This window comes from Streptomyces sp. Y7 (genome assembly GCF_043195415.1).
Lineage (GTDB): Bacteria > Actinomycetota > Actinomycetes > Streptomycetales > Streptomycetaceae > Streptomyces.
On record NZ_JBIDDQ010000039.1, the window covers coordinates 19,487 to 41,730 of the forward strand.

The following is a 22,244-nucleotide window of genomic DNA, read 5'->3' on the forward strand; positions in this document are numbered from 1 at the left end:
TTGAAGATCACCAGGTCAGCAGGGGTGCCCCGGGTCCCGGGCAGGCCCCGTACGGGTGCCCCGAGTGGCCGTTGCCCGGCCGCGAACCTAGCGTCGTACTAAAATTTCCGGCTTGTTACGGAGCTGGAGCCGGACAACCCCAGGCAAACCTGCGGGCCCGCCAGCGCCCCGGAGGCATCCGGGATCGAGACGCGAGGACCGGATGGCAGCGATACACGAGAGCGATGCTCTCGGCCTGCTCGACGATGAGCTCCGCGAGAAGTTCGGCGACACCGCCCGTTTCTCCGGGGGCCTCGCGGCCTCCCCGCGCACGCTCGTCGACGTCTTCGACGCGTCGGTGCGGTCCTACCCGGACGAGCCGGCGCTGGACGACGGCACGACCAGCCTGACCTACCGGGCGCTGGCCGTCGAGGTGGAGCGGCTGCGGCGCGCGCTCGCCGAGGCCGGCGTGGGGCTCGGGGACCGGGTGGGCGTACGGGTTCCGTCCGGCACCAACGACCTGTACGTGGCGATCCTCGCGGTCCTCGCGGCCGGTGCCGCCTATGTCCCCGTGGACGCCGAGGACCCGGACGAGCGGGCCGAGCTGGTGTTCGGGGAGGCGGACGTACGGGCCGTCGTGGGCGCCGGACACGAGCTGACCGTGCACTCCCGCAGCGACGTCCCCGCCGCGCGCCCGGGCGTCGAGCACGACGCCTGGATCATCTTCACCTCCGGCTCCACCGGGAAGCCCAAGGGCGTCGCCGTCTCGCATCGCAGCGCCGCCGCGTTCGTGGACGCCGAGGCCGCGCTGTTCCTCACCGAGGAGCCCATCGCCCCCGGCGACCGGGTCATGGCGGGGCTCTCGGTCGCGTTCGACGCGTCCTGCGAGGAGATGTGGCTGGCCTGGCGGTACGGCGCCTGTCTGGTGCCGGTGCCGCGTGCGCAGGTCAGGAGCGGTGCCGATCTCGGGCCGTGGCTGGTGGAGCAGGAGATCACGGTCGTGTCGACCGTGCCGACGCTCGCCGCGCTCTGGGAGCCGGAGACCCTCAACGACGTCCGTCTGCTGATCTTCGGCGGTGAGGCCTGCCCGCCGGAGCTGGCGCAGCGGCTGGTGACCGAGGGCCGTGAGGTCTGGAACACCTACGGGCCCACCGAGGCGACCGTGGTGGCCTGTGCGGCGCTGATGAGCGGCGAGGAGCCGATCCGGATCGGGCTGCCGCTGAACGGCTGGGAGCTGGCCGTCGTGGACGAGGCCGGTGAGCCCGTGGCGATGGGCGCCAGCGGGCAGCTGGTGATCGGCGGCGTCGGTCTCGCCCGGTATCTCGACGCCGAGAAGGACGCGGAGAAGTACGCCCCGCTTCAGTCGCTCGGCTGGGAGCGGGCGTACCGCAGTGGTGACCTGGTCAAGGCGGAGCCGGAGGGGCTGGTCTTCCTCGGGCGGGCCGACGAGCAGATCAAGCTCGGTGGGCGGCGGATCGAGCTCGGTGAGGTGGATGCCGCGCTCCAGGCGCTGCCCGGTGTCGCCGGTGCGGCCGCCGCCGTGCGGACCGCGCGCAGCGGCAACCAGCTCCTCGTCGGATACGTCGTCACCCAGGACGGCTGGGACCAGGCGACGGCGGTGGAGAAGCTGCGGGCGGAGCTGCCGGCCGCGCTGGTGCCGCTGCTGGCGCCGGTGGACGACCTGCCGACCCGGACCTCGGGCAAGGTGGACCGGGCCGCGCTGCCGTGGCCGCTGGAGGGACTGGAGTCCTCCGGCCCGGCGGAGCATCTCTACGGCACCGAGGCATGGCTGGCCGAGCAGTGGACCGAGGTGCTCGGCATCCCGGTCACCGGCGCCCGCGACGACTTCTTCGCGATCGGTGGCGGGAGTCTGGCCGCCGCACAGCTCACGACACGGCTGCGCACCCGCTATCCGAGCGCGGCCGTCCTGGACATCTACCAGCAGCCGGTGCTGCGCAAGCTGGCCCGGCACCTGGAGGAGTCGGCGCACGACGACGGCGCGGAGCGGATCATCGCTCCGGTGCCCCGGCGCGCCCAGCTGATCCAGCTCCTGCTGCTCGTTCCGCTGTTCACGCTGCTCGGCCTGCGCTGGACGGTCGTGCTGGCCGCCCTCGGCAACCTGCTGCCCGCCTACGGGTGGCTGCCGACGGCGCCCTGGTGGCTGCTCGCGGCCGGGGCCCTGGCGCTGTTCAGCCCGCCCGGACGGCTGGCGCTGGCGGCCGGCGGGGCGCGGCTGCTGCTCAAGGACGTGAAGCCGGGCCGGTACCCGCGCGGCGGCAGCGTGCATCTGCGGCTGTGGACGGCCGAGCGGCTGGCCGAGTTCAGCGGGGCGACCTCGCTGACCGGCGCCTGGCTGGAGCGGTACGCGCGGGCGCTGGGCGCCAAGGTCGGGCCCGAGGCGGACCTGCACTCGCTGCCGCCGGTCACCGGGCTGCTGAAGCTGGGGCGCGGTGCGGCGGTCGAGTCCGAGGTGGACCTGTCCGGGTACTGGCTGGACGGGGACCGGCTGGAGATCGGCACGGTCAAGGTCGGCGCGCACGCCGTCGTCGGCACCCGCAGCATGCTCTTCCCGGGCGCCCGCGTGGGCAAGCGCGCCGAGGTGGCGCCCGGCTCGGCGGTCACCGGACAGATCCCGACCGGACAGCGCTGGGCGGGCGCGCCCGCGGTCAAGCTCGGCAAGGCCAAGCGCAACTGGCCCAAGGACCGGCCGCGGCGCGGCACGTACTGGCGGGTGATGTACGGCATCACCGGCTTCGCGCTCAGCGCGCTTCCGGTGCTGGCCGGGGCGGCCGCGTTCCTCGTGGGCCGGGAGTTCTTCACGCCCGCGTCGCCCCTGGCGGGCGCCGCGCTCGCCCTCGTACCGGCGACGCTGACCTTCGGGGCGGCGTACGCACTGCTGATCCTGATCTCCGTACGGCTGCTGAGCCTCGGTCTGCGCGAGGGCACGCATCCCACGCACAGCAGGGTCGGCTGGCAGGCCTGGACCGTCACGCAGCTGATGGACCGCGCCCGCGACACCCTGTTCCCGCTGTACGCCGGGCTGGCCACGCCGGTGTGGCTGCGGCTGCTCGGGATGCGCATCGGGCGGGGCGCGGAGGTGTCCACGGTGCTCGCGCTGCCGAGCCTGACGACGGTCGGCGAGGGCGCGTTCCTGGCCGACGACACACTGACCGCGCCGTACGAGCTCGGTGGCGGCTGGATGCGGATCGGGCGCGCGGAGATCGGGCGGCGGGCCTTTCTCGGCAACTCGGGGATGACCGGGCCCGGGCGGACCGTGCCGGACGGCGGGCTGGTCGGTGTGCTGTCGGCGACGCCGAAGAAGGCGAAGAAGGGCACGTCGTATCTGGGGCTGCCGCCGGTCAAGCTGCCGCGGGCCGCGTCCGACGGCGACCAGAGCCGGACCTACGAGCCGCCGGCCCGGCTGCTGTGGGCGCGCGCTCTGGTGGAGCTCTGCCGGATCGTGCCGGTGTTCTGCTCGGCGGGCGTCGCGGTGCTGACGGTCGCCGCGCTGTGTGCGCTGGGGGTCTGGGCGCCGCTGCTGTCGGGGCTGGTGCTGCTCGCGGCGGGTGCCGCCGCCGGACTGGTGTCGATCGTCGCGAAGTGGCTGCTCGTGGGGCGGCACCGCAGCGGGGAGCACCCGCTGTGGTCGTCCTTCGTGTGGCGCAACGAGCTGGCCGACACCTTCGTCGAGGTGCTGGCCGTGCCGTGGTTGGCGGGCTCGGTTCCGGGTACGCCGGTGATGACGGCGTGGCTGCGAGGACTCGGCGCGCGGATCGGCAGGGGCGTGTGGGTGGACAGCTACTGGCTGCCGGAGACGGATCTGGTGACCCTGGAGGACGCCGCGACCGTGAACCGGGGCTGTGTGCTCCAGACACACCTCTTCCACGACCGGATCTTGCGGACGGATACTGTGGTCCTCCGTGAGGGCGCGACGCTGGGCCCTGGCGGAATCGTTCTGCCCGGCAGCGCGATCGGGGCCCGTACGACGCTGGGTCCCGCGTCGCTCGTCATGGCCGCGGAGTCCGTCCCTGACGACACCCGTTGGCTGGGCAACCCGATCGAAGCATGGCGTCCCTGAGCACGGTCCACCCCGGGCCGGAGAGCGGTGGACCGGCACGGAGTGGCATCGGCAAGGCGCAGGGAGCACAGACAGCAGTGGCAGTTCAGCAGGCGGCGGGCGCGGACCCGTACTTCCCGGAGCACGGCGACCCCCGCTACCGGGTGCACCGGTACGAGCTGGCGCTGGACTACCGGCCGGGCCCGAACCGGCTGTCGGGCACGGCCCGGATCAACGCGATAGCGGGGCGCTCCCCGCTGGCCGAGTTCGTACTGAACCTCGCCGACTTCAAGATCGGGCGGATCCGGGTGGACGGGCGCCAGCCGCACTACTCGCACCGCGGCGGCAGGGTGCGTGTGCGTCCCGCGAAGCCGATCCGGGCCGGCGCCGCCTTCACGGTCGAGGTGCACTGGTCGGGCAATCCCAAGCCGGTGAACAGCCCGTGGGGCGGTGTCGGTTGGGAGGAGCTGGAGGACGGGGCGCTGGTGGCGAGCCAGCCGATCGGGGCGCCTTCGTGGTACCCGTGCAACGACCGGCCGGCCGACAAGGCGTCGTACCAGATCTCGATCACCACGCCGTCGGCCTACGCGGTGGTGGCGGGCGGGCGGCTGCTGACCCGGACGACCAAGGCGAGCACGACCACCTGGGTCTACGAGCAGGCCGCGCCGACCTCCAGCTATCTCGTCGGGCTGTCGATCGGGAAGTACCAGACGGTGCTGCTGGGCGACCCGGGGCTGGGCGGGGTGCCGCAGCACGGGCACATCCCGGCGCATCTGCTGGCGGAATTCTCGCGGGACTTCGCGCGCCAGCCGCAGATGATGGACGTCTTCCAGGAGCTGTTCGGGCCGTACCCGTTCGACGAGTACGCGGTCGTGGTGACCGAGGAGGAACTCGACGTGCCCGTCGAGGCCCAGGGGTTGTCGCTGTTCGGCGCCAACCATGTGGACGGCGCGCGGGGTTCGGAGCGGCTGGTGGCGCACGAGCTGGCGCACCAGTGGTTCGGCAACAGCGTGTCCATCGCGGACTGGCGGCACATCTGGCTGAACGAGGGGCTGGCGAAGTACGCCGAGTGGCTGTGGTCGGAGCGCTCGGGCGGGCGTACCGCGCAGCAACTCGCGGCCACCGCGCACCGGTTGCTGTCGTCGATGCCGCAGGATCTGCGCCTCGCCGACCCGGGCCGCAAGGCGATGTTCGACGACCGGCTCTACGAGCGCGGCGGGCTGACCCTGCACGCGGTGCGCTGCGCGCTGGGCGACATCGCCTTCTTCCGCATGCTGCGCGGCTGGGGTCAGCAGCACCGGGGCGGGACGGTGACCACGGCGGCGTTCACCTCGCACGTGGCCCGCTTCGCGAGCGAGCCGGTCGACGAGCTGCTGCAGGCGTGGGTGCACGGGGCGGCGCTGCCGCCGCTGCCCGGGGCCGCGACACGGGCGGCGGGGTGACCGTGGCACGCGCGACGTCACGCTCCTGCCCGTGCGGGCTGCCCGCGTCCTACGACGCGTGCTGCGGGCGCTTCCACGCCGTGGGCGGTGCCGCGGCGCCGACCGCCGAGGCGCTGATGCGGTCCCGCTACAGCGCGTTCGTCAAGGGCGATACGGCGTATCTGCTGCGTACCTGGCATCCGCGCACGCGGCCCGCGCGGCTGGACCTGGATCCGGGGATGCGGTGGACGGGGCTGGAGATCCTGGACACGGCGGACGGGTCGGCGTTCCACACCACGGGCACGGTGACCTTCAGGGCCTCCTACCGCGGTGGCTCGCTGCACGAGCGCAGCCGGTTCGAGCGGGTGGACGGGGCCTGGGTGTACGTGGACGGGGAGTTCCCGGACCAGTAGGTCTACGGCGCCAGGATGTCCAGCTCCTGGAGCGCCCCGACCGTGATCTCGCGGGTCAGGTGTTCCGCCCGTGTCGCGTCGCCGGCGCGGATGGCCTCGGCGACCTGGACGTGCAGGGTGACCGCCGCGGGGTCGGGGTCCTCGAACATGATCTCGTGCTGGGTGCGGCCGGTGAGGACCTCGGCGACGACGTCGCCCAGGCGCGCGAACATCTCGTTGCCGGAGGCGTTGAGGACGACGCGGTGGAAGGCGACGTCGTGGATCAGGTAGCCCTCCAGCTGGTGGCCCCGGGAGTGGGCGACCATGCCGAGGGCGCACTCGGTCAGTTCGGCGCACTGCTCGGCGGTGGCGTGCTTGGCGGCGAGGCCGGCGGCGATCGGTTCGATCGCCGAGCGCAGGACCGTGAGTGAGCGCAGCTGCTGGGGGCGGTCGGCGCCGGCCAGGCGCCAGCGGATGACCTGGGGGTCGTAGACGTTCCACTCGGACTTCTGGCGGACCGTCACACCGACGCGGCGGCGGGACTCGACCAGGTGCATGGACTCCAGGACGCGGACCGCCTCGCGCATCACCGAGCGGGACACATCGAAGCGCTGCGCCAGTTCGTCGGTGCGCAGGACGCTGCCCGGCGGGTACTCGCCGGCGGTGATCGCGGGGCCGAGTGTTTCCAGTACATGGCCGTGCAGACCCCGGCCCGGAGTGGTCATGCACTCAGCGTACGGGTTGGATCACGATCTCAAAAAGTCAGACTTATATGTCACACACTCTTGAATTCGTCGTACCTAATGGGTTTCAGTTGCGTCGACATCACGTGTCGACGAGGACAGCAGACAGTGAGGCAGCGATGAGTACCCCCCATGTCGTCGTGGTCATGGGCGTCGCGGGCACCGGGAAGACCACCATCGGTCCCCTGCTCGCGGCCCGGCTCGGCGTCCCCTACGCCGAGGGCGACGACTTCCACCCGCAGGCCAACATCGCCAAGATGTCGGCCGGTGTCCCGCTCGACGACGACGACAGGTGGCCCTGGCTCGACGCCATCGGCACCTGGGCGCACGAACGGGCCGGGCTCGGCGGGGTGGTCAGCTGCTCGGCGCTGAAGCGGTCGTACCGCGACCGGCTGCGGGCCGAGGCGCCCGGAGTCGTGTTCGTGCACCTCAGCGGCGACCGGGCCCTCATCGAGGACCGGATGGCGCACCGGCAGGGGCACTTCATGCCGACCGCGCTGCTGGACTCGCAGTTCGCCACGCTCCAGCCGCTCCAGGCCGACGAGGCCGGGGTCGCGGTGGATGTCACCGGCAGCCCCGAGGAGATCACCGCACGGGCCGTCGAAGCGCTGAGCGGGATTCCCGGGTCGGCCGCGTAACCCGCACCCCCCGCACCACCCCCGCTCCACCCCCGGCAGCCGCCGGACACCCCCCACGGCAGTACCCCCTCCCCCAACCCCCGTATCTGCAAGGGAACCCCCGTGACCAGACTCAGCGTCGAGATGCTGGCAGCGGACACCGTCGAGCCCATCACCTCGGCCGGCCACGCTCAGCTGGGCATCGCCGTCCTGACGGGCATCGCCGTCATCGTCCTGCTCATCACCAAGTTCAAGCTCCACGCGTTCCTGTCGCTGACCCTCGGCTCGCTGGTGCTCGGCGCGATCGCCGGGGCGCCGCTCGACAAGGTCATCGCCAGCTTCACCACCGGTCTCGGCACCACCGTGGCCGGCGTGGGCGTGCTGATCGCGCTCGGCGCGATCCTCGGCAAGATGCTCGCCGACTCCGGCGGCGCCGACCAGATCGTCGACACCATCCTCGCCAGGGCGAGCGGTCGGTCGATGCCCTGGGCGATGGTGCTGATCGCCTCGGTGATCGGCCTGCCGCTGTTCTTCGAGGTCGGCGTCGTGCTGCTGATCCCGGTCGTCCTGATGGTCGCCAAGCGCGGCAACTACTCGCTGATGCGCATCGGCATCCCGGCCCTCGCCGGTCTGTCCGTGATGCACGGCCTGGTCCCGCCGCACCCGGGCCCGCTGGTCGCGATCGACGCGATCGGCGCCAACCTGGGTGTGACGCTGGCGCTCGGCGTCCTCGTGGCCATTCCGACGGTGATCATCGCGGGACCGGTGTTCTCGCGGTACGCGGCCCGCTGGGTGGACGTCCCGGCTCCGGACCGGATGATTCCGCAGCGTGTCTCGGAGGACCTGGAGAAGCGGCCCGGCTTCGGTGCCACGCTCACCACCATCCTCCTGCCGGTCGTCCTGATGCTCTCCAAGGCCCTGGTCGACATAGTCGTCGACGACCCGGAGAACACCGTCCAGCGTGTCTTCGACGTCAGCGGCTCGCCGCTGATCGCGCTGCTGGCCTCCGTGCTCGTCGGCATCTTCACCCTGCTCAGGCCCGCGGGCTTCAGCAAGGAGCGGATCTCGCCGCTGGTCGAGAAGAGCCTCGCCCCCATCGCGGGCATCCTGCTGATCGTGGGCGCCGGCGGCGGCTTCAAGCAGACGCTGATCGACACGGGCGTCGGCCAGATGGTCCTGGACATCTCCGAGGACTGGTCGATCCCCGCGCTGCTGCTGGCCTGGCTGATCGCGGTGGCGATCCGGCTCGCGACCGGTTCGGCGACCGTGGCCACGGTCTCCGCGGCCGGTCTGGTCGCCCCGCTCGCGGCCGACATGTCGACGACCCACGCGGCCCTCCTGGTCCTCGCCATCGGCGCCGGCTCGCTGTTCTTCAGCCATGTCAACGACGCCGGCTTCTGGCTGGTGAAGGAGTACTTCGGGCTCAGCGTCGGACAGACCGTCAAGACCTGGTCCGTCATGGAGACGATCATCTCGGTGGTCGCCGGCGGTCTGGTCCTGCTGCTCTCACTGGTCATCTAGCGGTACGGCTGAGACAGGGACACGAGATGACGGCTCACCCCCTCTTCGACATCAGCGGCCGCACGGCCCTGGTCACCGGCTCCAGCCGGGGCATCGGCCTCGCGCTCGCCCGCGGTCTGGCCGAGGCCGGCTGCACGGTGGTCCTCAACGGACGCGACGCGCAGCGGCTCGCCGAGGCCGCCGGGGAACTCCCCGGCGACGTGCACACGGCCGCGTTCGACGTGACCGACGGCCCGTCGGTGGCCGCCGGGATCGCGGACGTCGAGGAGCGGGTGGGCCCGCTCGACATCCTGGTCAACAACGCGGGGATGCAACTGCGCGCGCCCCTGCTGGAGTTCGGGGACGCGGACTGGCACCGCATCCTGGACACCAATCTCACCAGCGCGTTCCTCGTGGGCAGGGAAGCGGCCCGGCGGATGACGGAACGCGGCCACGGAAAGATCGTGAACATCTGCTCCCTGCAGAGCGAGGTGGTCCGCCCCGGCATCGCGCCCTACGCGGCCACCAAGGGCGCGCTGAAGATGCTCACCAAGGGCATGTGCGCCGACTGGGGCCCCTACGGCGTCCAGGTCAACGGCCTGGGCCCCGGCTACATCGAGACCGAGCTGACCCGGCCCCTCGTCGAGGACGAGGAGTTCAGCGCCTGGGTGCGCCGCCGCACCCCGGCCGGACGCTGGGGACGCACCGGGGACCTGGTCGGCGGGGTGCTGTTCCTCGCCTCCCCCGCCGCGGACTTCGTCAGCGGCCAGGTGCTGTACGTCGACGGCGGCATGACCAGCGTGCTGTGAAGGAGGCCCGAGGGATGCTCGGTTGTGTGATCCACGGTCAGGGCGATCTGCGGGTCGAGGAACTGCCGGAGCCGGTCCCCGGTCCCGGACAGGCGCTGGTGGCCGTGCGGTACGGCGGGGTCTGCGGCTCCGACCTGCACTACTGGCGGCACGGCGGGGTCGGCGACTTCCGGCTCAGGGAGCCGATGCTGCTCGGGCACGAGGTCGTCGGGACGGTCGTCGGGTACGGCGACGGGGCGTCGGGCCCTCTCGCCGGCACGGCCGTCGCCGTCCACCCGGCCACGCCCTGCGACCGCTGTCCGGAGTGCGCGGACGGCCGGCGCAACGTCTGCCGGGACACCCGCTACCTCGGCAGCGCGGCGCGCTTCCCGCACGTACAGGGCGGATTCGCGGCCCGGGTCGTCGTCCCCGCCGACCAGGTGCGGCCGCTGCCGACCGGGCTCGGTCTGCGCCGAGCGGCGCTCGCCGAGCCGCTGTCGGTGGCGCTGCACGCCGTACGCCGGGCCGGCGAGGTGGCCGGCAGGCATGTCCTGGTCACCGGTGCCGGTCCCATCGGATGTCTCGTGGTCGCGGCGGCGAAGGCGGCCGGCGCCGGGAGCGTGACGGTGACGGACCTGCTGCCGGTGGCACTGGAGTACGCCCGAGCCGCCGGAGCCGACACCGTCGTACGGGCCGACGATCCCGGCGATGCCGGGTGGCCCCGCGAGGTGGACGTGGCGATCGAGGCGTCCGGGGTGGCGGCCGGGCTGGACACGTGTCTGCGGCTGGTGCGGCGCGGCGGTGTCGTGGTGCAGCTGGGGATGCTGCCGCCGGGCAACGCTCCGTTTGCGGGCAATCTGGTGGTGAGCCGGGAGATCGAGCTGCGCGGGGCGTTCCGCTTCGACACGGAGTTCGACGCCGCGCTGGAACTGCTGGCCGCCGAGGGCTCGTTCGACGGGCTGGTCAGCGCGGTGGTGCCGGTGCGGGAGGCCGCGGAGGCGTTCGCGCTGGCGGCCGACCGGAGCCGGTCGTGCAAGGTGCTGCTGGACTTCGGGGGCTGAACGGCCCGGCTTCCGTTTCCCCGGTCCGTGATCCTCGCGGGCCCGAACTCGCCCCGACGATCGGCTGAAGCCGCTTCCCCGGGAGCGCCGCGAGCCCGATGATGAGGGGACCCTCGGAAGCGGTGGCGGCTTTCGCGGGCGAGGACTTCGGGGGGCGTCATGGCGGTTTCCCTCGGGATGCGCATCTCGGGGCTGCTGGTCGTAGGAGCGGTGGCGGTGGCCGCCGCGGCGTTCACCGGTGACGGGGACGGCACGGCGGACGGCAGGGGCGGCGGGGGCACCGTCGTCACCGCCGGGCCCACGGCCGGTGCCCGGCAGCCCCCGACCGAGCCGGCCGGCAACTCCTCGGCCCCGCCCGGACAACGACCCGACGGGCACATCGGCGCACCCGCGTCCACGGGCACGCCCGCCCCTCCCCCGGTCCGCCGCACGCCGAGCGAACCCGCGAGCCCCTCCCCCGGCCCTTCCGTGAGCCGCAGGGTCCTCGAAGTCCCGCACTGGCTGCCGCCAGGCCCCGGCTCGCCGGACGCCGACGGCATCCCCGACCCGGCGAGCGTGTACGACCTGATGGGCGACCCCGCCGACTGCCTGGCCGCCCTCGACGTGACCCCCCGGCTCACCGCCGACGGCGACCGGACACTGCTGCGGGGCCTGGCCACCGCCTGTCTCGCCGTGCAGGGCGAGGGCGGCGACTGGGCGCAGGCGGTCCGGGATCATGCCGCGTCGTCGGGCGGCGACTCGTGCAAGGGGCGGGCCGCGTACGCCGTGCTCGGCGCCCTGCTCGACTTCCACCGGCGGCACCCCGGAGCCCATGTGCGGCTGAAGCCGGAGCCAGGCGCCACTCCCGCCTGCGCCTTGCGGATCACGGGAGTGGACACGGGCGGAGACGGAACGGCGATCCCGGGTGAGACGATCGGCATCGAGCTGGCGGACCTGTACTTCGACCCGGTCGAACTGCCGCACGGTGGGGGCGTGAGCATCGGGGGTCAGGAGGTGCCGCTGCTGAGCGGTCAGGGGCTGCTGTCGGTGGTCGTACCGGAACTGGCGCCGGGCCCGGTGGACGTGGCAGTGCGGTACGGCGGCACCGAGGTCCGACTGCCGACGGCCTTCACGGTCGCCCTGCCCGGCGAAGCGACCGACGGTTCATCCACGCCCCAAGAGGCGCGGGGAACTGCGCGACCGGCCACGACGAACCCGCAGACGCCGGACGCCCCGGCACGGCCCTCTCGCGGAGGGCATGTCACGGTCGCCACAGCCGGTGCTCCCGCTCGGCCCACTCCCGGCTCACCCTCCCCGTCCGCATGCCCCGCCGGGCTTCCGGATCCCCCAGCGCCATCCCGATGTGACCGGCGAGCACGATCCCGATCGTGAGAGCCAGCCAGTCATGGACGAACGTCGCGCTGGTGCGCCACTGCAGGGGCGTGAGATGGGTGAACCACATGATGAGGCCGGTGCCGAGCATCACGAGCGTGGCGCCGGCGATCCAGGCCGCGTAGATCTTCTGCCCGGCGTTGAACTTGCCCGCCGGACGTGCGGACCGCCGCTTGTCGCGCCGAACGGCGGCCCGCAGCCAGAGCCGGTCGTGCGGGCCGAAGCGGTTGAGGAAGCCCAGGTCGGCTCGGAACAGCCGGGAGGCGAGCCCGGCCAGGACGGGCACCGGCAGGGCGAGGCCGGCCCACTCGTGGATGCGGACCACCAGCTCACGGCGGCCGACGAGTTCGGCGAGCTGCGGGATGTAGAGGCAGGCGGCCGTGACCACGCACACGCCCATCAGCACGGCCGTCGTACGGTGCACCCAGCGTGTGGCCCTGCCGAAGCGCCGGACGCCGGTGGCCGCGCCGGGGGCGTCAAGTCGTAGGCTCATCGTCGCGTCCGTTCGAGCGGCCGACCCAGGCGTCGACGTCGTAGCCCCGTTCCTCCCAGTAGCCCGGCTCCACGTCCTCGGTGACCGTGATGCCGGAGAGCCACTTGGCCGACTTGTAGAAGTACATGGGGGCGACGTAGAGGCGGGCCGGTCCGCCGTGGGCGTGGCCGAGGTCCTTGTCCTGCATGCGCAGGGCCACCAGGACGTCCGCGCGGCGGGCCTGGTCGAGGGTGAGGCTCTCGCTGTAGGCGCCGTCGAAGCAGGTGAAGCGCACCGCGCCGGCTCCCTCGCGCACTCCGGCGGCGTCCAGCAGCCGGGACAGGCGCACCCCCTCGAAGGGCGTGCCGGGGACCCGCCAGCCGGTGACGCACTGGACGTCGCGCACCATCCGGGTCTGCGGCAGGGCGCGCAGGTCGGCCAGGGTGTAGGTCCGGGGGCGGTCGACCAGGCCGTCGATCTTGAGGCGGTAGGTCGTCTCGCTCTTGCGGGGTACGGAGGAGGTCACCGAGTAGTAGCGGAAGCCGCCGCCGTTGGGCAGCAGGTCCGTCAGGCCGGTGGGGTCCTTGTCGGAGGCGCCCGCGAGGAAGGACTCCAGGCCCCGCTGGAGGGTGGGCGCGGTGACGACGCCGAGGGCGCCCAGGCCGAGGGTGCCGAGCAGGACACGGCGGCCGATCGGCCGGCCCTTCCCCTCGCCCGGTTCCTCGTCCCGCGGCGCGGGCTGTTCGGGGTTCACCCCTTCATTCGAACACCCGCGACCCCGGCGGGACCAGGGATCGCGGGTGCTCGTCAGAGTTCCGTAAGCAGTTCTGCCCGGCTGCAGGTCCGGGGACGGCGCTACGACGTCTCCGTCGCGGCCTTGTCCAGTTGGAACGCCTCGTTGCCGAGTCCGATGCGGGCGTGCCGCTCGGGGGCGCGGGAGCGCAGGAGCAGGCCCTGGGCGACGCCGACGGCGAGCGCGAGGACGATGACGGCGGGCAGCGCCCAGCTCAGGACCGAATCCGGGCCCGCCCCGATCAGCACGTCGAAGTCCTTGACGGTGTACACGACGATGAACACCAGCCCGAGGACGGCGAGCCCGGAGGCGGCCAGCCGCCAGAACTGGGTGGCGACGGTCCCGCGGCGCACGAAGAAGGCGATGACGGAGACCGAGGCGGCGGCCATCAGCGCGGCGACGCCCAGCGCCCCGAGGTTGCCCATCCAGGTGAACAGGTGCAGCACCGGCGCGGTCGGGTCGCCGGCCGGCTTGTCGTCGGTGAGCGCGAAGACGGCGACGACCACGAGGGCGATCGCGGTCTGCAGCAGCGAACCCGTGCCCGGCGCCCCGCTCGCGCCGCTGGTGCGGCCGAACGTGGCGGGCAGCAGCCCCTCGCGGCCCATGGCGAAGGCGTAGCGCGCGACGACGTTGTGGAAGCTGAGCATCGCCGCGAACATGCCGGTCACGAAGAGCACGTGCAGCACGTCGGTGAACGTGTTGCCGAGCAGGTCCTCGGTGAGGAAGAAGAGCAGCCCGGCGCTCTGGTCCTGCGCGGTGCCGACGATCGCCGAGGGCCCGGCGGCGACGGTGTACGCCCAGCAGCTGATCGTGTAGAAGACCGCGATGCCGCCGATGGCCAGGAACATCACGCGGGGCACGAGGACGTGCGGGCGGCTGGTCTCCTCGGCGTAGACGGGGGCCTGCTCGAAGCCGAGGAAGGCGGCGACGCAGAAGCACAGGGCGGTGCCGATGCCCGCGCCGCTGAGGGTGTCCGGGTTGAAGGCGTGCAGGGACAGGCCCTCGGCCGCCGGGTCGGCGATGGCCGCGACGTCGAAGACGACCACGAGGACGACCTCGATGATCAGCAGCACGCCGAGCACCCGTGCGTTGAGGTCGATCTTCAGCCAGCCCAGCGCGCCGACGGCGAGCACCGCCAGCAGCGCCGGTATCCACCAGGCGATCTCGGTGTCGAGGTAGGTGGCGAACAGCCCGGAGACCTCGAAGCCGAAGATGCCGTAGATGCCGACCTGGAGCGCGTTGTAGGCGACGAGGGCGACCATCGCGGCGCCGGCGCCGGCCGTGCCGCCGAGGCCGCGGGAGATGTAGGCGTAGAAGGCGCCGGCGTTGTGGACGTGCCGGCTCATCTCGGCGTATCCGACGCTGAACAGGGCGAGGACGACGCCGAGGATCACGAAGAGCAGCGGCTGGCCGAGGACACCCATCACCCCGAAGGTCGTGGGCATGACACCCGCGACGACCATGAGGGGCGCGGTGGCGGCGAGCACGGACAGCAGCAGGCCCGTGGTGCCGAGCCGGTCGGCGCGCAGGGCGCGGTCCTGTCCTTTGAACGTACTGATGCCGCCGCCGTCGGCGGTGGCTCTGGTCGTACTGGAACTGCCCGTCGTCATCGAATGACCGTCCTTCGTCGGGTCGGGGGCGCTGGTGTGCGGTCGGTGTCGGTGCGGGTTCGTCGGGGCGGTGCTCTCGGTGCCGGCCTAGGCAGTGCCCAGCGCGGTGTCGCGGGCGGTGCGGAAGGCGGAGTACGGGTCCCGGTCGGGGTAGGACCACGGCGACGGGGTGGCGTGTTCGCCGATGCGGTGGAAGAGGGCTGCGGCCTCGGCGCCCCGGCCCTCGCACACCTTGGCGTGGGCGAGGAAGTTCAGGTCGACCAGCCGGCGCGGGTGCCCCTCCTGCTCCCACTCCAGCCACCAGTCGAAGGCGGCCCGCATCACCTGCCGGGCCCGGCGGCCGGTCCAGTGCCCGGAGGCGGCCGCGTCCCGGGTCTCGTGACCCGCCGCCGCCAGGACGCGGTAGCGCTCGGCGTGGGCGATGACCGGCAGGACGGCGAGCGGGGAGTCGGCGGGGGCCCGCTCCGCGGCCGCGTTGGCGAAGTCGTAGACCTCGTGCAGGGGGTCGATGCCGGTGCCGGACTGCTGCTCCGCGAGCCGGGCGATCATCAGGTGGTGGGCGTGGTGGTGGTCGGCGTACCGCGCGCGGACCTCGGCGAAGAGGCGGCGCACCTCCGGCTCGGCGCCGAGCTTCTTCTCCAGCATGAGCAGGCCGAGCCAGGGGGTGGGGTCGGCGGGCGCGAGTTCGGCGGCGGCATGGCAGGACTCACGGGCGCGCAGGGGTTTCTCCTTGCCCCGCAGGGCGCGCTGCACCTGGCCGAGGCCGAGCAGGACGGCGGCGTCGACCGAGTCGGGCTCGGCGAGCAGCCAGTCGCGGGTCCAGGGGACGCAGTGCTGCTCCTGGGCGAGGACGGTGACGCGGTGTCCTCTGCGGTCCCATTCGTCGCCGGTTCGGGCGAGCAGCGAGCGGGCCGTCTGCCACCTGCCCTGGGCGAGGGCGGTGCGGGCGGCGGCGAGCTCGGCGTCGTCGAGGGCCGCGTCGTAGGCGTGGGCGGCGCGCTTTCGGCCGCGGCCCAGAGGGGGTGGGGGTGGGGACACCGGCTTGGGTCCTGTGGTGAGCAGATTGTGGACTGTCATCAAGCGATCACTCGCAGCAAACCCCCCGCCATGGGTTCGCGTCAAGAGCCGCCGGCGCGTTACACGCGTCAACTGGTGTTACTGATGGGGCAGTTGCGGCATTCAACCTGTCCGTAATGACCCATTTGTTCGGAGTGTGTGGCGTACGTCATGGCGGCTTCCGTTTGGGCATCGCACGATGGTGGAACGCGCACGCCGGGCGTGGGGCCGCTACAGTCGGCCCTTAACGCACCCCGTCCCAGCCCGGCAGGATTCGAGGTACGCAGCGTGTCGCTCCAGATCCTGATACTCGCCGTCACCGCTGCGTGCTGTCTCGGATTCGGTTTCGTCCTGCAGCAGAACGCGGCCCAGAAGGCTCCGCTCAGCGACTTCCTCTCGCCGCGGATCCTGCTCGACCTGATGAAGGTGCCGCGCTGGCTCGGCGGCATCGGCCTGATGGTGGTCGGCATGGCCCTGGGCGCGATGGCGCTGGGCCAGGGCGAGATCTCCCTGGTGGAACCCCTGCTCGCGACGAACCTGCTGTTCGCGCTGATGCTCTCGCGCCGCCAGACCAAGCAATCCCTCGGCCGTCAGGGCTGGACGGGCCTCGCACTGCTCGCGGGCGGCGTGACGGCGTTCATCATGGCCGGCCAGCCGACCGGCGGCACCGCCACCAGCGACCCGGTGCGGCAGTGGCTGATCATCGGCGTCATGGTCGGAGTGGCGCTGCTGCTCACCACGTACGCCAAGCGCTCCCGGCTCAGCTCCGGCCCCGCGCTGCTGGCCACCGCGGCCGGACTCCTCTACGGCGTGCAGGACGCCCTGACCCGGATGACCGGGGAACGGTTCGCCGAGGGCGGCATGGCCGAGGTCCTCACCAGCTGGCAGCCCTACGCCGTGGTGGCGCTCGGCCTGACCGGGCTGATCCTGGTCCAGAGCGCCTTCGAGACGGCCTCCCTGCGGATGTCCCTGCCCGCCCTGACCGCCGCCCAGCCGCTGGCCGGCATCCTCTGCGGCGTCGGCTTCCTCGGCGACCGGCTGCGCACCGACGCGGGCGCGCTGGCCTGGGAGGCGGCCGGACTGGCCGGGATCGTGGTCGGCATCATCCTGCTCGGCACGCACTCGGCGATGCCCTCCGGCGTCCTCCAGCCCAAGCGCACGCCGGCTCTGCAGACTCCCTGAACGTGCCCGGGCCGCCCCTGCTTGGATGGCCCCATGAGCTCTGCTGACGAGATCCTCGACATCGTCGACGAACAGGACCGGGTCATCGGGCAGTCCCCGCGGGGCGAGGCCTACGCCAAGGGGCTGCGCCACCGCTGCGTCTTCATCGAGGCGCGGGACGCCGAGGGCCGGCTCTTCGTGCACCGCCGCACCCCCACCAAGCTGGTCTTCCCCTCGCACTACGACATGTTCGTCGGCGGGGTCGTCGGCGCGGGCGAGTCGTACGACGACGCCGCCCTGCGCGAGGCGGAGGAGGAGCTCGGGGTGAGCGGGCTGCCCCGGCCGACGTTCCTGTTCAAGTTCCTGCACGACGACGGCGCCGGTCACGCCTGGTGGTCGTCGGTGTACGAGGTGCGCTGCGAGCTGCCGGTGAACCCCCAGGTGGACGAGATCGCCTGGTACGGGTTCCTGTCCGAGGCCGAGGTGGAGCGGCGGCTGACGGACTGGGCGTGGGCGCCGGACGGGCTGGCCGCCTACGAGCACCTCAAGACCCTGCGGGCGGCCGGCTGAGCCGGCCCCGGCGGGCGGATCCGGCGGCGCCCTCGGCGGAGCGCCCGGATAGGGTCGGGCATGTGAGCGAGTTCGTGCGAAACGTCCGGCTGTGGTTCGCGCCGCAGGAGGTGCGCCAGGAGGGCGGCACCCCCGACTACCGGTTCTCCCTGGCGAACGAGCGCACCTTCCTGGCCTGGCTGCGCACCGCGCTCGCCCTGATCGGTGGCGGCTTCGCGGTCGACCAGTTCCTGCCGGACCTGCGCTGGGGCTGGCGGGTCGGCCTGGCGCTCGCACTGCTGGCGGCCGGCGTGCTGTGCTCGCTGCGCGCGGTCAATCACTGGGTGCGCTGCGAGCGGGCGATGCGCCGCGGCGAGGATCTGCCGTTGTCGCGCTTCCCGGCGGTGCTGAGCCTCGTGGTCGCGGTCGTGGCCGTCGCGATGGTCGTCGTCGTGCTCGTCGGGTGGGAGGGGTGAGCGCCTCGGCCACCCCCGAGCCGGTACGGGACCCCGGGCTGCAGCCCGAGCGCACCCGCCTCGCCTGGCGCCGTACGACACTGTCCGGCACCGTGGCCGCCGTGCTCGCCATGAAGACCGCGCTGCACGGCGGGATCTCGGTGGCCGGAGGTCTGGTCTGCGCCCTGTGCTGTGGGCTGTGGCTGGGCTTCCTGGCCCTCGCGCACCGGCGCATCCGCGCCCTCGCCTCGTCGCCCCGGCCCGCCGCACTGGCTCCCCGGCACGCCACGGCGACCGTCCTGATCACGGTGGCCCTGGCCGCGTGCGGCGCGGCGCTGCTGTTCTGATCCCCCTCGGCGCGACGCCGCCGTTCCGAGCACCCCTATTCCGGCTGCTCCGGCTCCTGCCACAGCCCGTCCGGCGCCGCCGGGTCCTCCGCCTCCCAGTCCACGGTGACCACGATCTTGCCCCGCGTGCGGCCCTCCTGGTTCAGCCGGTGGGCATCGGCCGCTCGCTCCAGCGGGAACGTCTCCGAGACGTGCACGGTCACCACGCCCTGCTCCGCCAGCTCGGTCAGCCGCAGCAGGTCGCCGGGGTCGGGGCGCACGAAGGAGTAGCGGCCGCCGTAGTCGACGACGTCTGGGTCCGCGATCGACACCAGGCGGCCCTCGGGGGCCAGCAGATTGGCGGACGCCTTCAGCGCGTCGCCGCCGACCGTGTCGAACGCCGCGTTCACACCCTCGGGGGCCAGCCCGCGCACGCGTTCCATCAGGCCGTCGCCGTAGGTCACGGGCTCGCCGCCGAGGCCGCGGACGAAGTCGTGGTTGCGCTCGCTCGCCGTGCCGATCACCCGGGCGCCCAGATGGCGGGCGAGCTGGACGGCGATCGAGCCCACCCCGCCCGCGGCGGCGTGCACCAGGACGGTCTCGTCCCGCTTGACCTGGAGGGCCCCGGTCAGGACCTGATATGCCGTCAGCCCCACCAGGGGCAGCCCGGCCGCCTCCTCCCAGGTGAGGTTGCGGGGCTTGCGGGCGAGGGTGCGCACGGGTGCGGCGACGTACTCGGCGAAGGTGCCCCGGGAGAGGAAGTCCTCGCGGACGTATCCGATGACCTCGTCGCCGACGGCGAACTCCGTGACGGACACGCCGGGCTGGACCACCACACCCGCCACGTCCCACCCCGGGACGACGGGGAAGACCGGCTCGATCAGCTGGTCCAGATAGCCCTCGCGGCACTTCCAGTCGACCGGGTTCACCGCCGCCGCCCGGACCTTGACCAGCACGGAGTCGGGCCCGACCCGCGGGTCGCGCACGTCTCCGTATGCGAGCGTCTCGGGCCCGCCGTAGCGTGAGTAGCTGATCCCCTTCATGGCTTCGACCCTCCGGGGTGACCGGACGCCACGCAAGCCGAATCGCCCGATATGCGGCGTTCGCGTGGCAGCCTGTCCGACGTCATCACCCGCTCCTCCGAAGGTGAGCCCCATGACCACCCTGCACACGGAACACCTCGCCCACTCGCACGCCCACGGTCCCGCCTGCGGCCACACCGCGGTGCCGCACGGCGACCACACCGACTACGCGCACGACGGCCACCTGCACCGCGAGCACGCCGGACACTGGGACGAGTGCGAGGCGGACGGACATCACGCGCACGAGGGCCACGCCCACCGGCACGGCGCCGACTGCGGACACGAGAGCGTGCTGCACGGCGACCACGTCGACTACCTCCACGACGGCCACCGGCACGCCGCGCACGACGGCCACTGGGACGACCACTGAGGCCCAGGGGCACCCCTCCGAGTCCCAAAAGATCCCCATCGACAGCTCCTCGGCGCCCGGCGCGGGGAGCTGTCGGCCTATCGTGGCCCCGATCACGTTCGGCTTCCGCACTGGACGACATACCGACTGGTCGGCATCATGAGTCAGGTCGCGTTCACCTGCCTTGAGGAGCCACGTATGAGCCCCGACCATCCGCCCGGCCTCGACCTGGACCGGCTGCGCGGCCTGCTCGAGCGCGAGCGGCCCGGTCTGGCGCACGGTCCGCTGACCGGCCGGCTGATCGAGGGTGGACGGTCCAATCTCACCTACGCGGTCTCCGACGGCACCTCGAACTGGGTCGTACGACGCCCCCCGCTCGGCCACGTCCTCGCCACGGCGCACGACATGAAGCGCGAGCACCGGGTGATCAGCGCGCTGTACCCGACGGACGTACCCGTGCCGCGGCCGGTACTCCTGTGCGAGGACGAGGAGGTGCTCGGGTCGCCGTTCTACGTCATGGAGTTCGTCGAGGGCACCCCGTACCGCACCGCGGACCAGCTGGCCCCGCTCGGCGCGGAGCGCACCCGGGGAGCGGTGCTGTCGCTGGTGGACACCCTCGTCGAACTGCACGCGGTGGACCCGGCGTCGGTGGGCCTCGAGGACTTCGGGCGCCCCGAGGGCTTCCTGGACCGTCAGCTGCGCCGCTGGGGCAAGCAGCTGGACGCCTCCCGCAACCGCGAGCTGGCCGGCATCGACGAACTGCACGCCACGCTCGGCAGGCAGCTGCCCTCCTCCCCCGCGCCGACGGTGATCCACGGCGACTACCGCCTCGACAACGTCCTGATCGGCGACGACGACCGGATCAAGGCGATCCTCGACTGGGAGATGTCGACGCTCGGCGACCCGTTGACCGACCTCGGCCTGCTGGTGATGTACAGCATGCCGCTGGGCATGGCGGACTCCCCGGTCTCCACGACCGCCGAGGCGCCCGGCCACCCCTCCCCCGCCGAGCTGATCCAGCGGTACGCCGAGCGCTCCGGGCGCGATGTCTCCGCGGTCTCCTGGTACACGGCGTTCGCCTGGTTCAAGCTCGCCGTGATCCTGGAGGGCATCCACTACCGCTACACGCTGGGCCAGACGGTCGGCCGCGGCTTCGACCGCATCGGCGACCTGGTCCCGGTCTTCATCGAGCACGGCCTTACCACTCTTCAAGACGGCATCCAGGAAGGCTGACGGGACATGGACTTCGCGTTCGACGCACGCACCGAGGAACTGCGCGCCAAACTGCTGGCCTTCATGGACGAGTACGTCTATCCGGCCGAGCCGGTCGCGGAGGAGCAGCGCGCCGCGCTGGCGTCCCCGTGGGACACCCCGGCCGTGGTGGAGGAGCTCAAGGCCGAGGCCCGCAGGCAGGGTCTGTGGAACCTCTTCCTGCCCGACGCCGAGTACGGCGCCGGTCTCACCAACCTCCAGTACGCCCCGCTCGCCGAGATCACCGGCCGTTCCCCGCAGTTGGCGCCGACCGCGCTGAACTGCGCGGCACCGGACACCGGGAACATGGAGGTGCTGTCCCAGTTCGGCGACGAGCAGCAGAAGAAGCAGTGGCTGGAGCCGCTGCTGGCCGGTGAGATCCGCTCCGCGTTCGCGATGACCGAGCCGGAGGTGGCCTCCTCGGACGCCACCAACATCACCACCCGCATCGAGCGGGACGGCGACGAGTACGTCATCACCGGCCGCAAGTGGTACATCTCCGGGGCGATGAACCCGGACTGCAAGATCTTCATCGTGATGGGCAAGACGGACCCGGACGGCGCGGACATCCGCCGCCAGCAGTCCATGATCCTGGTCCCCCGTGACACCCCGGGCGTCACGGTGCAGCGCGCGATGCAGGTCTTCGGCTACGAGGACCACTACCACGGCGGCCACGCCGAGGTGATCTTCGACAACGCGCGCGTGCCGGTGACGAACCTCATCGGCGAGGAGGGCGGCGGCTTCGCCATCGCCCAGGCCCGGCTCGGCCCCGGCCGGATCCACCACTGCATGCGACTGATCGGCATGGCCGAGCGGGCGATCGAGCTGATGTGCCGCCGGGCCGCCTCCCGTACGGCGTTCGGCAAGGCGCTGGCCCAGCAGGGCGTGGTGCACAACTGGATCGCCGACGCGCGCGTGACGGTCGAGCAGCTGCGGCTGCTGGTGCTGAAGACCGCCTGGCTGATGGACACCGTCGGCAACAGGGGCGCCCACACCGAGATCCAGGCCATCAAGATCGCCACCCCGCGCGCGGTCGTCGACATCATCGACCGCGCGATCCAGCTGCACGGCGCGGGCGGCGTCAGCCAGGACTTCCCGCTGGCCGAGCTGTACGCCGGGGCGCGGACGCTGATGATCGCCGACGGACCGGACGAGGTGCACCAGCGGTCACTGGCGCGGCGGGAGTTGAAGAAGTACCTGTGAGCTGAGGT

At 72.5% G+C, this 22,244-nt stretch carries 20 protein-coding genes; 14 read left to right on the forward strand and 6 right to left on the reverse strand.

Translation table 11 applies throughout. The annotated features are described in order from the left end of the window. The first annotated feature begins 202 nt into the window (after positions 1 to 202). The 3 genes from ACGFW6_RS42600 to ACGFW6_RS42610 all read left to right on the forward strand — a co-directional run bounded on the left by ACGFW6_RS42600 (position 203) and on the right by ACGFW6_RS42610 (position 5,870). On the forward strand, positions 203 to 4,057 hold the full coding sequence (locus ACGFW6_RS42600) for a Pls/PosA family non-ribosomal peptide synthetase (RefSeq protein ID WP_393522411.1): 3,855 nt from the start codon (positions 203 to 205) through the stop codon (positions 4,055 to 4,057). Between the two features lie 77 nt (positions 4,058 to 4,134). After that, positions 4,135 to 5,478, forward strand: coding sequence for a M1 family metallopeptidase (locus tag ACGFW6_RS42605; protein ID WP_393522413.1), 1,344 nt, complete (start codon positions 4,135 to 4,137; stop codon positions 5,476 to 5,478). Between the two features lie 2 nt (positions 5,479 to 5,480). After that, a complete protein-coding gene (locus ACGFW6_RS42610; protein ID WP_393522416.1) occupies positions 5,481 to 5,870 on the forward strand; it encodes a YchJ family protein in 390 nt (129 codons plus the stop codon). Between the two features lie 2 nt (positions 5,871 to 5,872). On the opposite strand, the gene ACGFW6_RS42615 is transcribed toward ACGFW6_RS42610, so the two are convergent. Next, the gene (locus ACGFW6_RS42615) at positions 5,873 to 6,574 is read right to left on the reverse strand and encodes a FadR/GntR family transcriptional regulator (protein WP_393522419.1); all 702 of its coding nucleotides are present in this window, start codon (positions 6,572 to 6,574) and stop codon (positions 5,873 to 5,875) included. A gap of 137 nt (positions 6,575 to 6,711) precedes the next feature. Here ACGFW6_RS42615 and ACGFW6_RS42620 point away from each other — a divergent pair, with 137 nt between their 5' ends. From ACGFW6_RS42620 to ACGFW6_RS42635, 4 genes are all read left to right on the forward strand, one after another. After that, on the forward strand, positions 6,712 to 7,230 hold the full coding sequence (locus ACGFW6_RS42620) for a gluconokinase (protein ID WP_393522422.1): 519 nt from the start codon (positions 6,712 to 6,714) through the stop codon (positions 7,228 to 7,230). A gap of 102 nt (positions 7,231 to 7,332) precedes the next feature. Further along, complete coding sequence (locus tag ACGFW6_RS42625; protein WP_393522425.1) at positions 7,333 to 8,730, forward strand: GntP family permease; 1,398 nt, start codon at positions 7,333 to 7,335, stop codon at positions 8,728 to 8,730. A gap of 26 nt (positions 8,731 to 8,756) precedes the next feature. Further along, the gene (locus ACGFW6_RS42630; RefSeq protein WP_393522426.1) at positions 8,757 to 9,518 is read left to right on the forward strand and encodes an SDR family oxidoreductase; all 762 of its coding nucleotides are present in this window, start codon (positions 8,757 to 8,759) and stop codon (positions 9,516 to 9,518) included. 14 nt (positions 9,519 to 9,532) lie between these two features. After that, on the forward strand, positions 9,533 to 10,558 hold the full coding sequence (locus ACGFW6_RS42635) for an L-idonate 5-dehydrogenase (RefSeq protein WP_393522429.1): 1,026 nt from the start codon (positions 9,533 to 9,535) through the stop codon (positions 10,556 to 10,558). Between the two features lie 1,240 nt (positions 10,559 to 11,798). Here the strand turns inward: ACGFW6_RS42635 and ACGFW6_RS42640 are convergent. The 4 genes from ACGFW6_RS42640 to ACGFW6_RS42655 form a co-directional block, all read right to left on the reverse strand. Then, positions 11,799 to 12,422 (reverse strand): cytochrome b/b6 domain-containing protein, encoded by a 624-nt coding sequence (locus ACGFW6_RS42640; protein ID WP_393522432.1) that lies wholly within the window; start codon positions 12,420 to 12,422, stop codon positions 11,799 to 11,801. Further along, positions 12,406 to 13,155, reverse strand: a complete 750-nt coding sequence (locus tag ACGFW6_RS42645; protein ID WP_393522434.1) for a molybdopterin-dependent oxidoreductase — start codon at positions 13,153 to 13,155, stop codon at positions 12,406 to 12,408. The genes ACGFW6_RS42640 and ACGFW6_RS42645 overlap by 17 nt, the downstream gene beginning before the upstream one ends. Positions 13,156 to 13,256: 101 nt before the next feature. Then, a complete protein-coding gene (locus tag ACGFW6_RS42650; protein WP_393522437.1) occupies positions 13,257 to 14,804 on the reverse strand; it encodes an APC family permease in 1,548 nt (515 codons plus the stop codon). Positions 14,805 to 14,891: 87 nt separating this feature from the next. After that, complete coding sequence (locus tag ACGFW6_RS42655) at positions 14,892 to 15,842, reverse strand: hypothetical protein (protein ID WP_393522514.1); 951 nt, start codon at positions 15,840 to 15,842, stop codon at positions 14,892 to 14,894. A 306-nt stretch (positions 15,843 to 16,148) separates the two neighbouring features. On the opposite strand from ACGFW6_RS42655, the gene ACGFW6_RS42660 reads away from it, so the two are divergent. The 4 genes from ACGFW6_RS42660 to ACGFW6_RS42675 all read left to right on the forward strand — a co-directional run bounded on the left by ACGFW6_RS42660 (position 16,149) and on the right by ACGFW6_RS42675 (position 18,372). Next, on the forward strand, positions 16,149 to 17,042 hold the full coding sequence (locus tag ACGFW6_RS42660) for a DMT family transporter (RefSeq protein ID WP_393522439.1): 894 nt from the start codon (positions 16,149 to 16,151) through the stop codon (positions 17,040 to 17,042). A gap of 33 nt (positions 17,043 to 17,075) precedes the next feature. Further along, entirely contained in the window at positions 17,076 to 17,591 is a 516-nt protein-coding gene (locus tag ACGFW6_RS42665) for an NUDIX hydrolase (RefSeq protein WP_393522442.1), read from the forward strand. 62 nt (positions 17,592 to 17,653) lie between these two features. Continuing rightward, on the forward strand, positions 17,654 to 18,046 hold the full coding sequence (locus ACGFW6_RS42670) for a YidH family protein (protein WP_393522444.1): 393 nt from the start codon (positions 17,654 to 17,656) through the stop codon (positions 18,044 to 18,046). Beyond that, positions 18,043 to 18,372, forward strand: coding sequence for a DUF202 domain-containing protein (locus tag ACGFW6_RS42675; protein ID WP_393522447.1), 330 nt, complete (start codon positions 18,043 to 18,045; stop codon positions 18,370 to 18,372). Before ACGFW6_RS42670 ends, ACGFW6_RS42675 begins: the two co-directional genes overlap by 4 nt. Positions 18,373 to 18,407: 35 nt before the next feature. Here the strand turns inward: ACGFW6_RS42675 and ACGFW6_RS42680 are convergent, their stop codons facing one another. Next, a complete protein-coding gene (locus tag ACGFW6_RS42680; protein ID WP_393522450.1) occupies positions 18,408 to 19,394 on the reverse strand; it encodes an NADP-dependent oxidoreductase in 987 nt (328 codons plus the stop codon). A 112-nt stretch (positions 19,395 to 19,506) separates the two neighbouring features. On the opposite strand from ACGFW6_RS42680, the gene ACGFW6_RS42685 reads away from it, so the two are divergent. The 3 genes from ACGFW6_RS42685 (at position 19,507) to ACGFW6_RS42695 (ending at position 22,236) form a co-directional block, all read left to right on the forward strand. Continuing rightward, positions 19,507 to 19,803, forward strand: coding sequence for a hypothetical protein (locus tag ACGFW6_RS42685; protein ID WP_393522452.1), 297 nt, complete (start codon positions 19,507 to 19,509; stop codon positions 19,801 to 19,803). 177 nt (positions 19,804 to 19,980) lie between these two features. Then, positions 19,981 to 21,015 (forward strand): phosphotransferase family protein, encoded by a 1,035-nt coding sequence (locus ACGFW6_RS42690; protein WP_393522455.1) that lies wholly within the window; start codon positions 19,981 to 19,983, stop codon positions 21,013 to 21,015. Between the two features lie 6 nt (positions 21,016 to 21,021). Further along, positions 21,022 to 22,236, forward strand: a complete 1,215-nt coding sequence (locus ACGFW6_RS42695; protein ID WP_393522457.1) for an acyl-CoA dehydrogenase — start codon at positions 21,022 to 21,024, stop codon at positions 22,234 to 22,236. Positions 22,237 to 22,244 lie beyond the last annotated feature (8 nt).

Bases quoted from the DNA above. Each gene is read 5' to 3' on its own strand.
- ACGFW6_RS42620 (WP_393522422.1), top strand. From the start codon at position 6,712: ATGAGTACCCCCCATGTCGTCGTGGTCATGGGCGTCGCGGGCACCGGG.
- ACGFW6_RS42640 (WP_393522432.1), bottom strand. From the start codon at position 12,422: ATGAGCCTACGACTTGACGCCCCCGGCGCGGCCACCGGCGTCCGGCGC.
- ACGFW6_RS42685 (WP_393522452.1), top strand. From the start codon at position 19,507: ATGACCACCCTGCACACGGAACACCTCGCCCACTCGCACGCCCACGGT.
- ACGFW6_RS42630 (WP_393522426.1), top strand. From the start codon at position 8,757: ATGACGGCTCACCCCCTCTTCGACATCAGCGGCCGCACGGCCCTGGTC.
- ACGFW6_RS42650 (WP_393522437.1), bottom strand. From the start codon at position 14,804: ATGACGACGGGCAGTTCCAGTACGACCAGAGCCACCGCCGACGGCGGC.
- ACGFW6_RS42615 (WP_393522419.1), bottom strand. From the start codon at position 6,574: ATGACCACTCCGGGCCGGGGTCTGCACGGCCATGTACTGGAAACACTC.
- ACGFW6_RS42665 (WP_393522442.1), top strand. From the start codon at position 17,076: ATGAGCTCTGCTGACGAGATCCTCGACATCGTCGACGAACAGGACCGG.
- ACGFW6_RS42690 (WP_393522455.1), top strand. From the start codon at position 19,981: ATGAGCCCCGACCATCCGCCCGGCCTCGACCTGGACCGGCTGCGCGGC.
- ACGFW6_RS42695 (WP_393522457.1), top strand. From the start codon at position 21,022: ATGGACTTCGCGTTCGACGCACGCACCGAGGAACTGCGCGCCAAACTG.
- ACGFW6_RS42600 (WP_393522411.1), top strand. From the start codon at position 203: ATGGCAGCGATACACGAGAGCGATGCTCTCGGCCTGCTCGACGATGAG.
- ACGFW6_RS42680 (WP_393522450.1), bottom strand. From the start codon at position 19,394: ATGAAGGGGATCAGCTACTCACGCTACGGCGGGCCCGAGACGCTCGCA.
- ACGFW6_RS42635 (WP_393522429.1), top strand. From the start codon at position 9,533: ATGCTCGGTTGTGTGATCCACGGTCAGGGCGATCTGCGGGTCGAGGAA.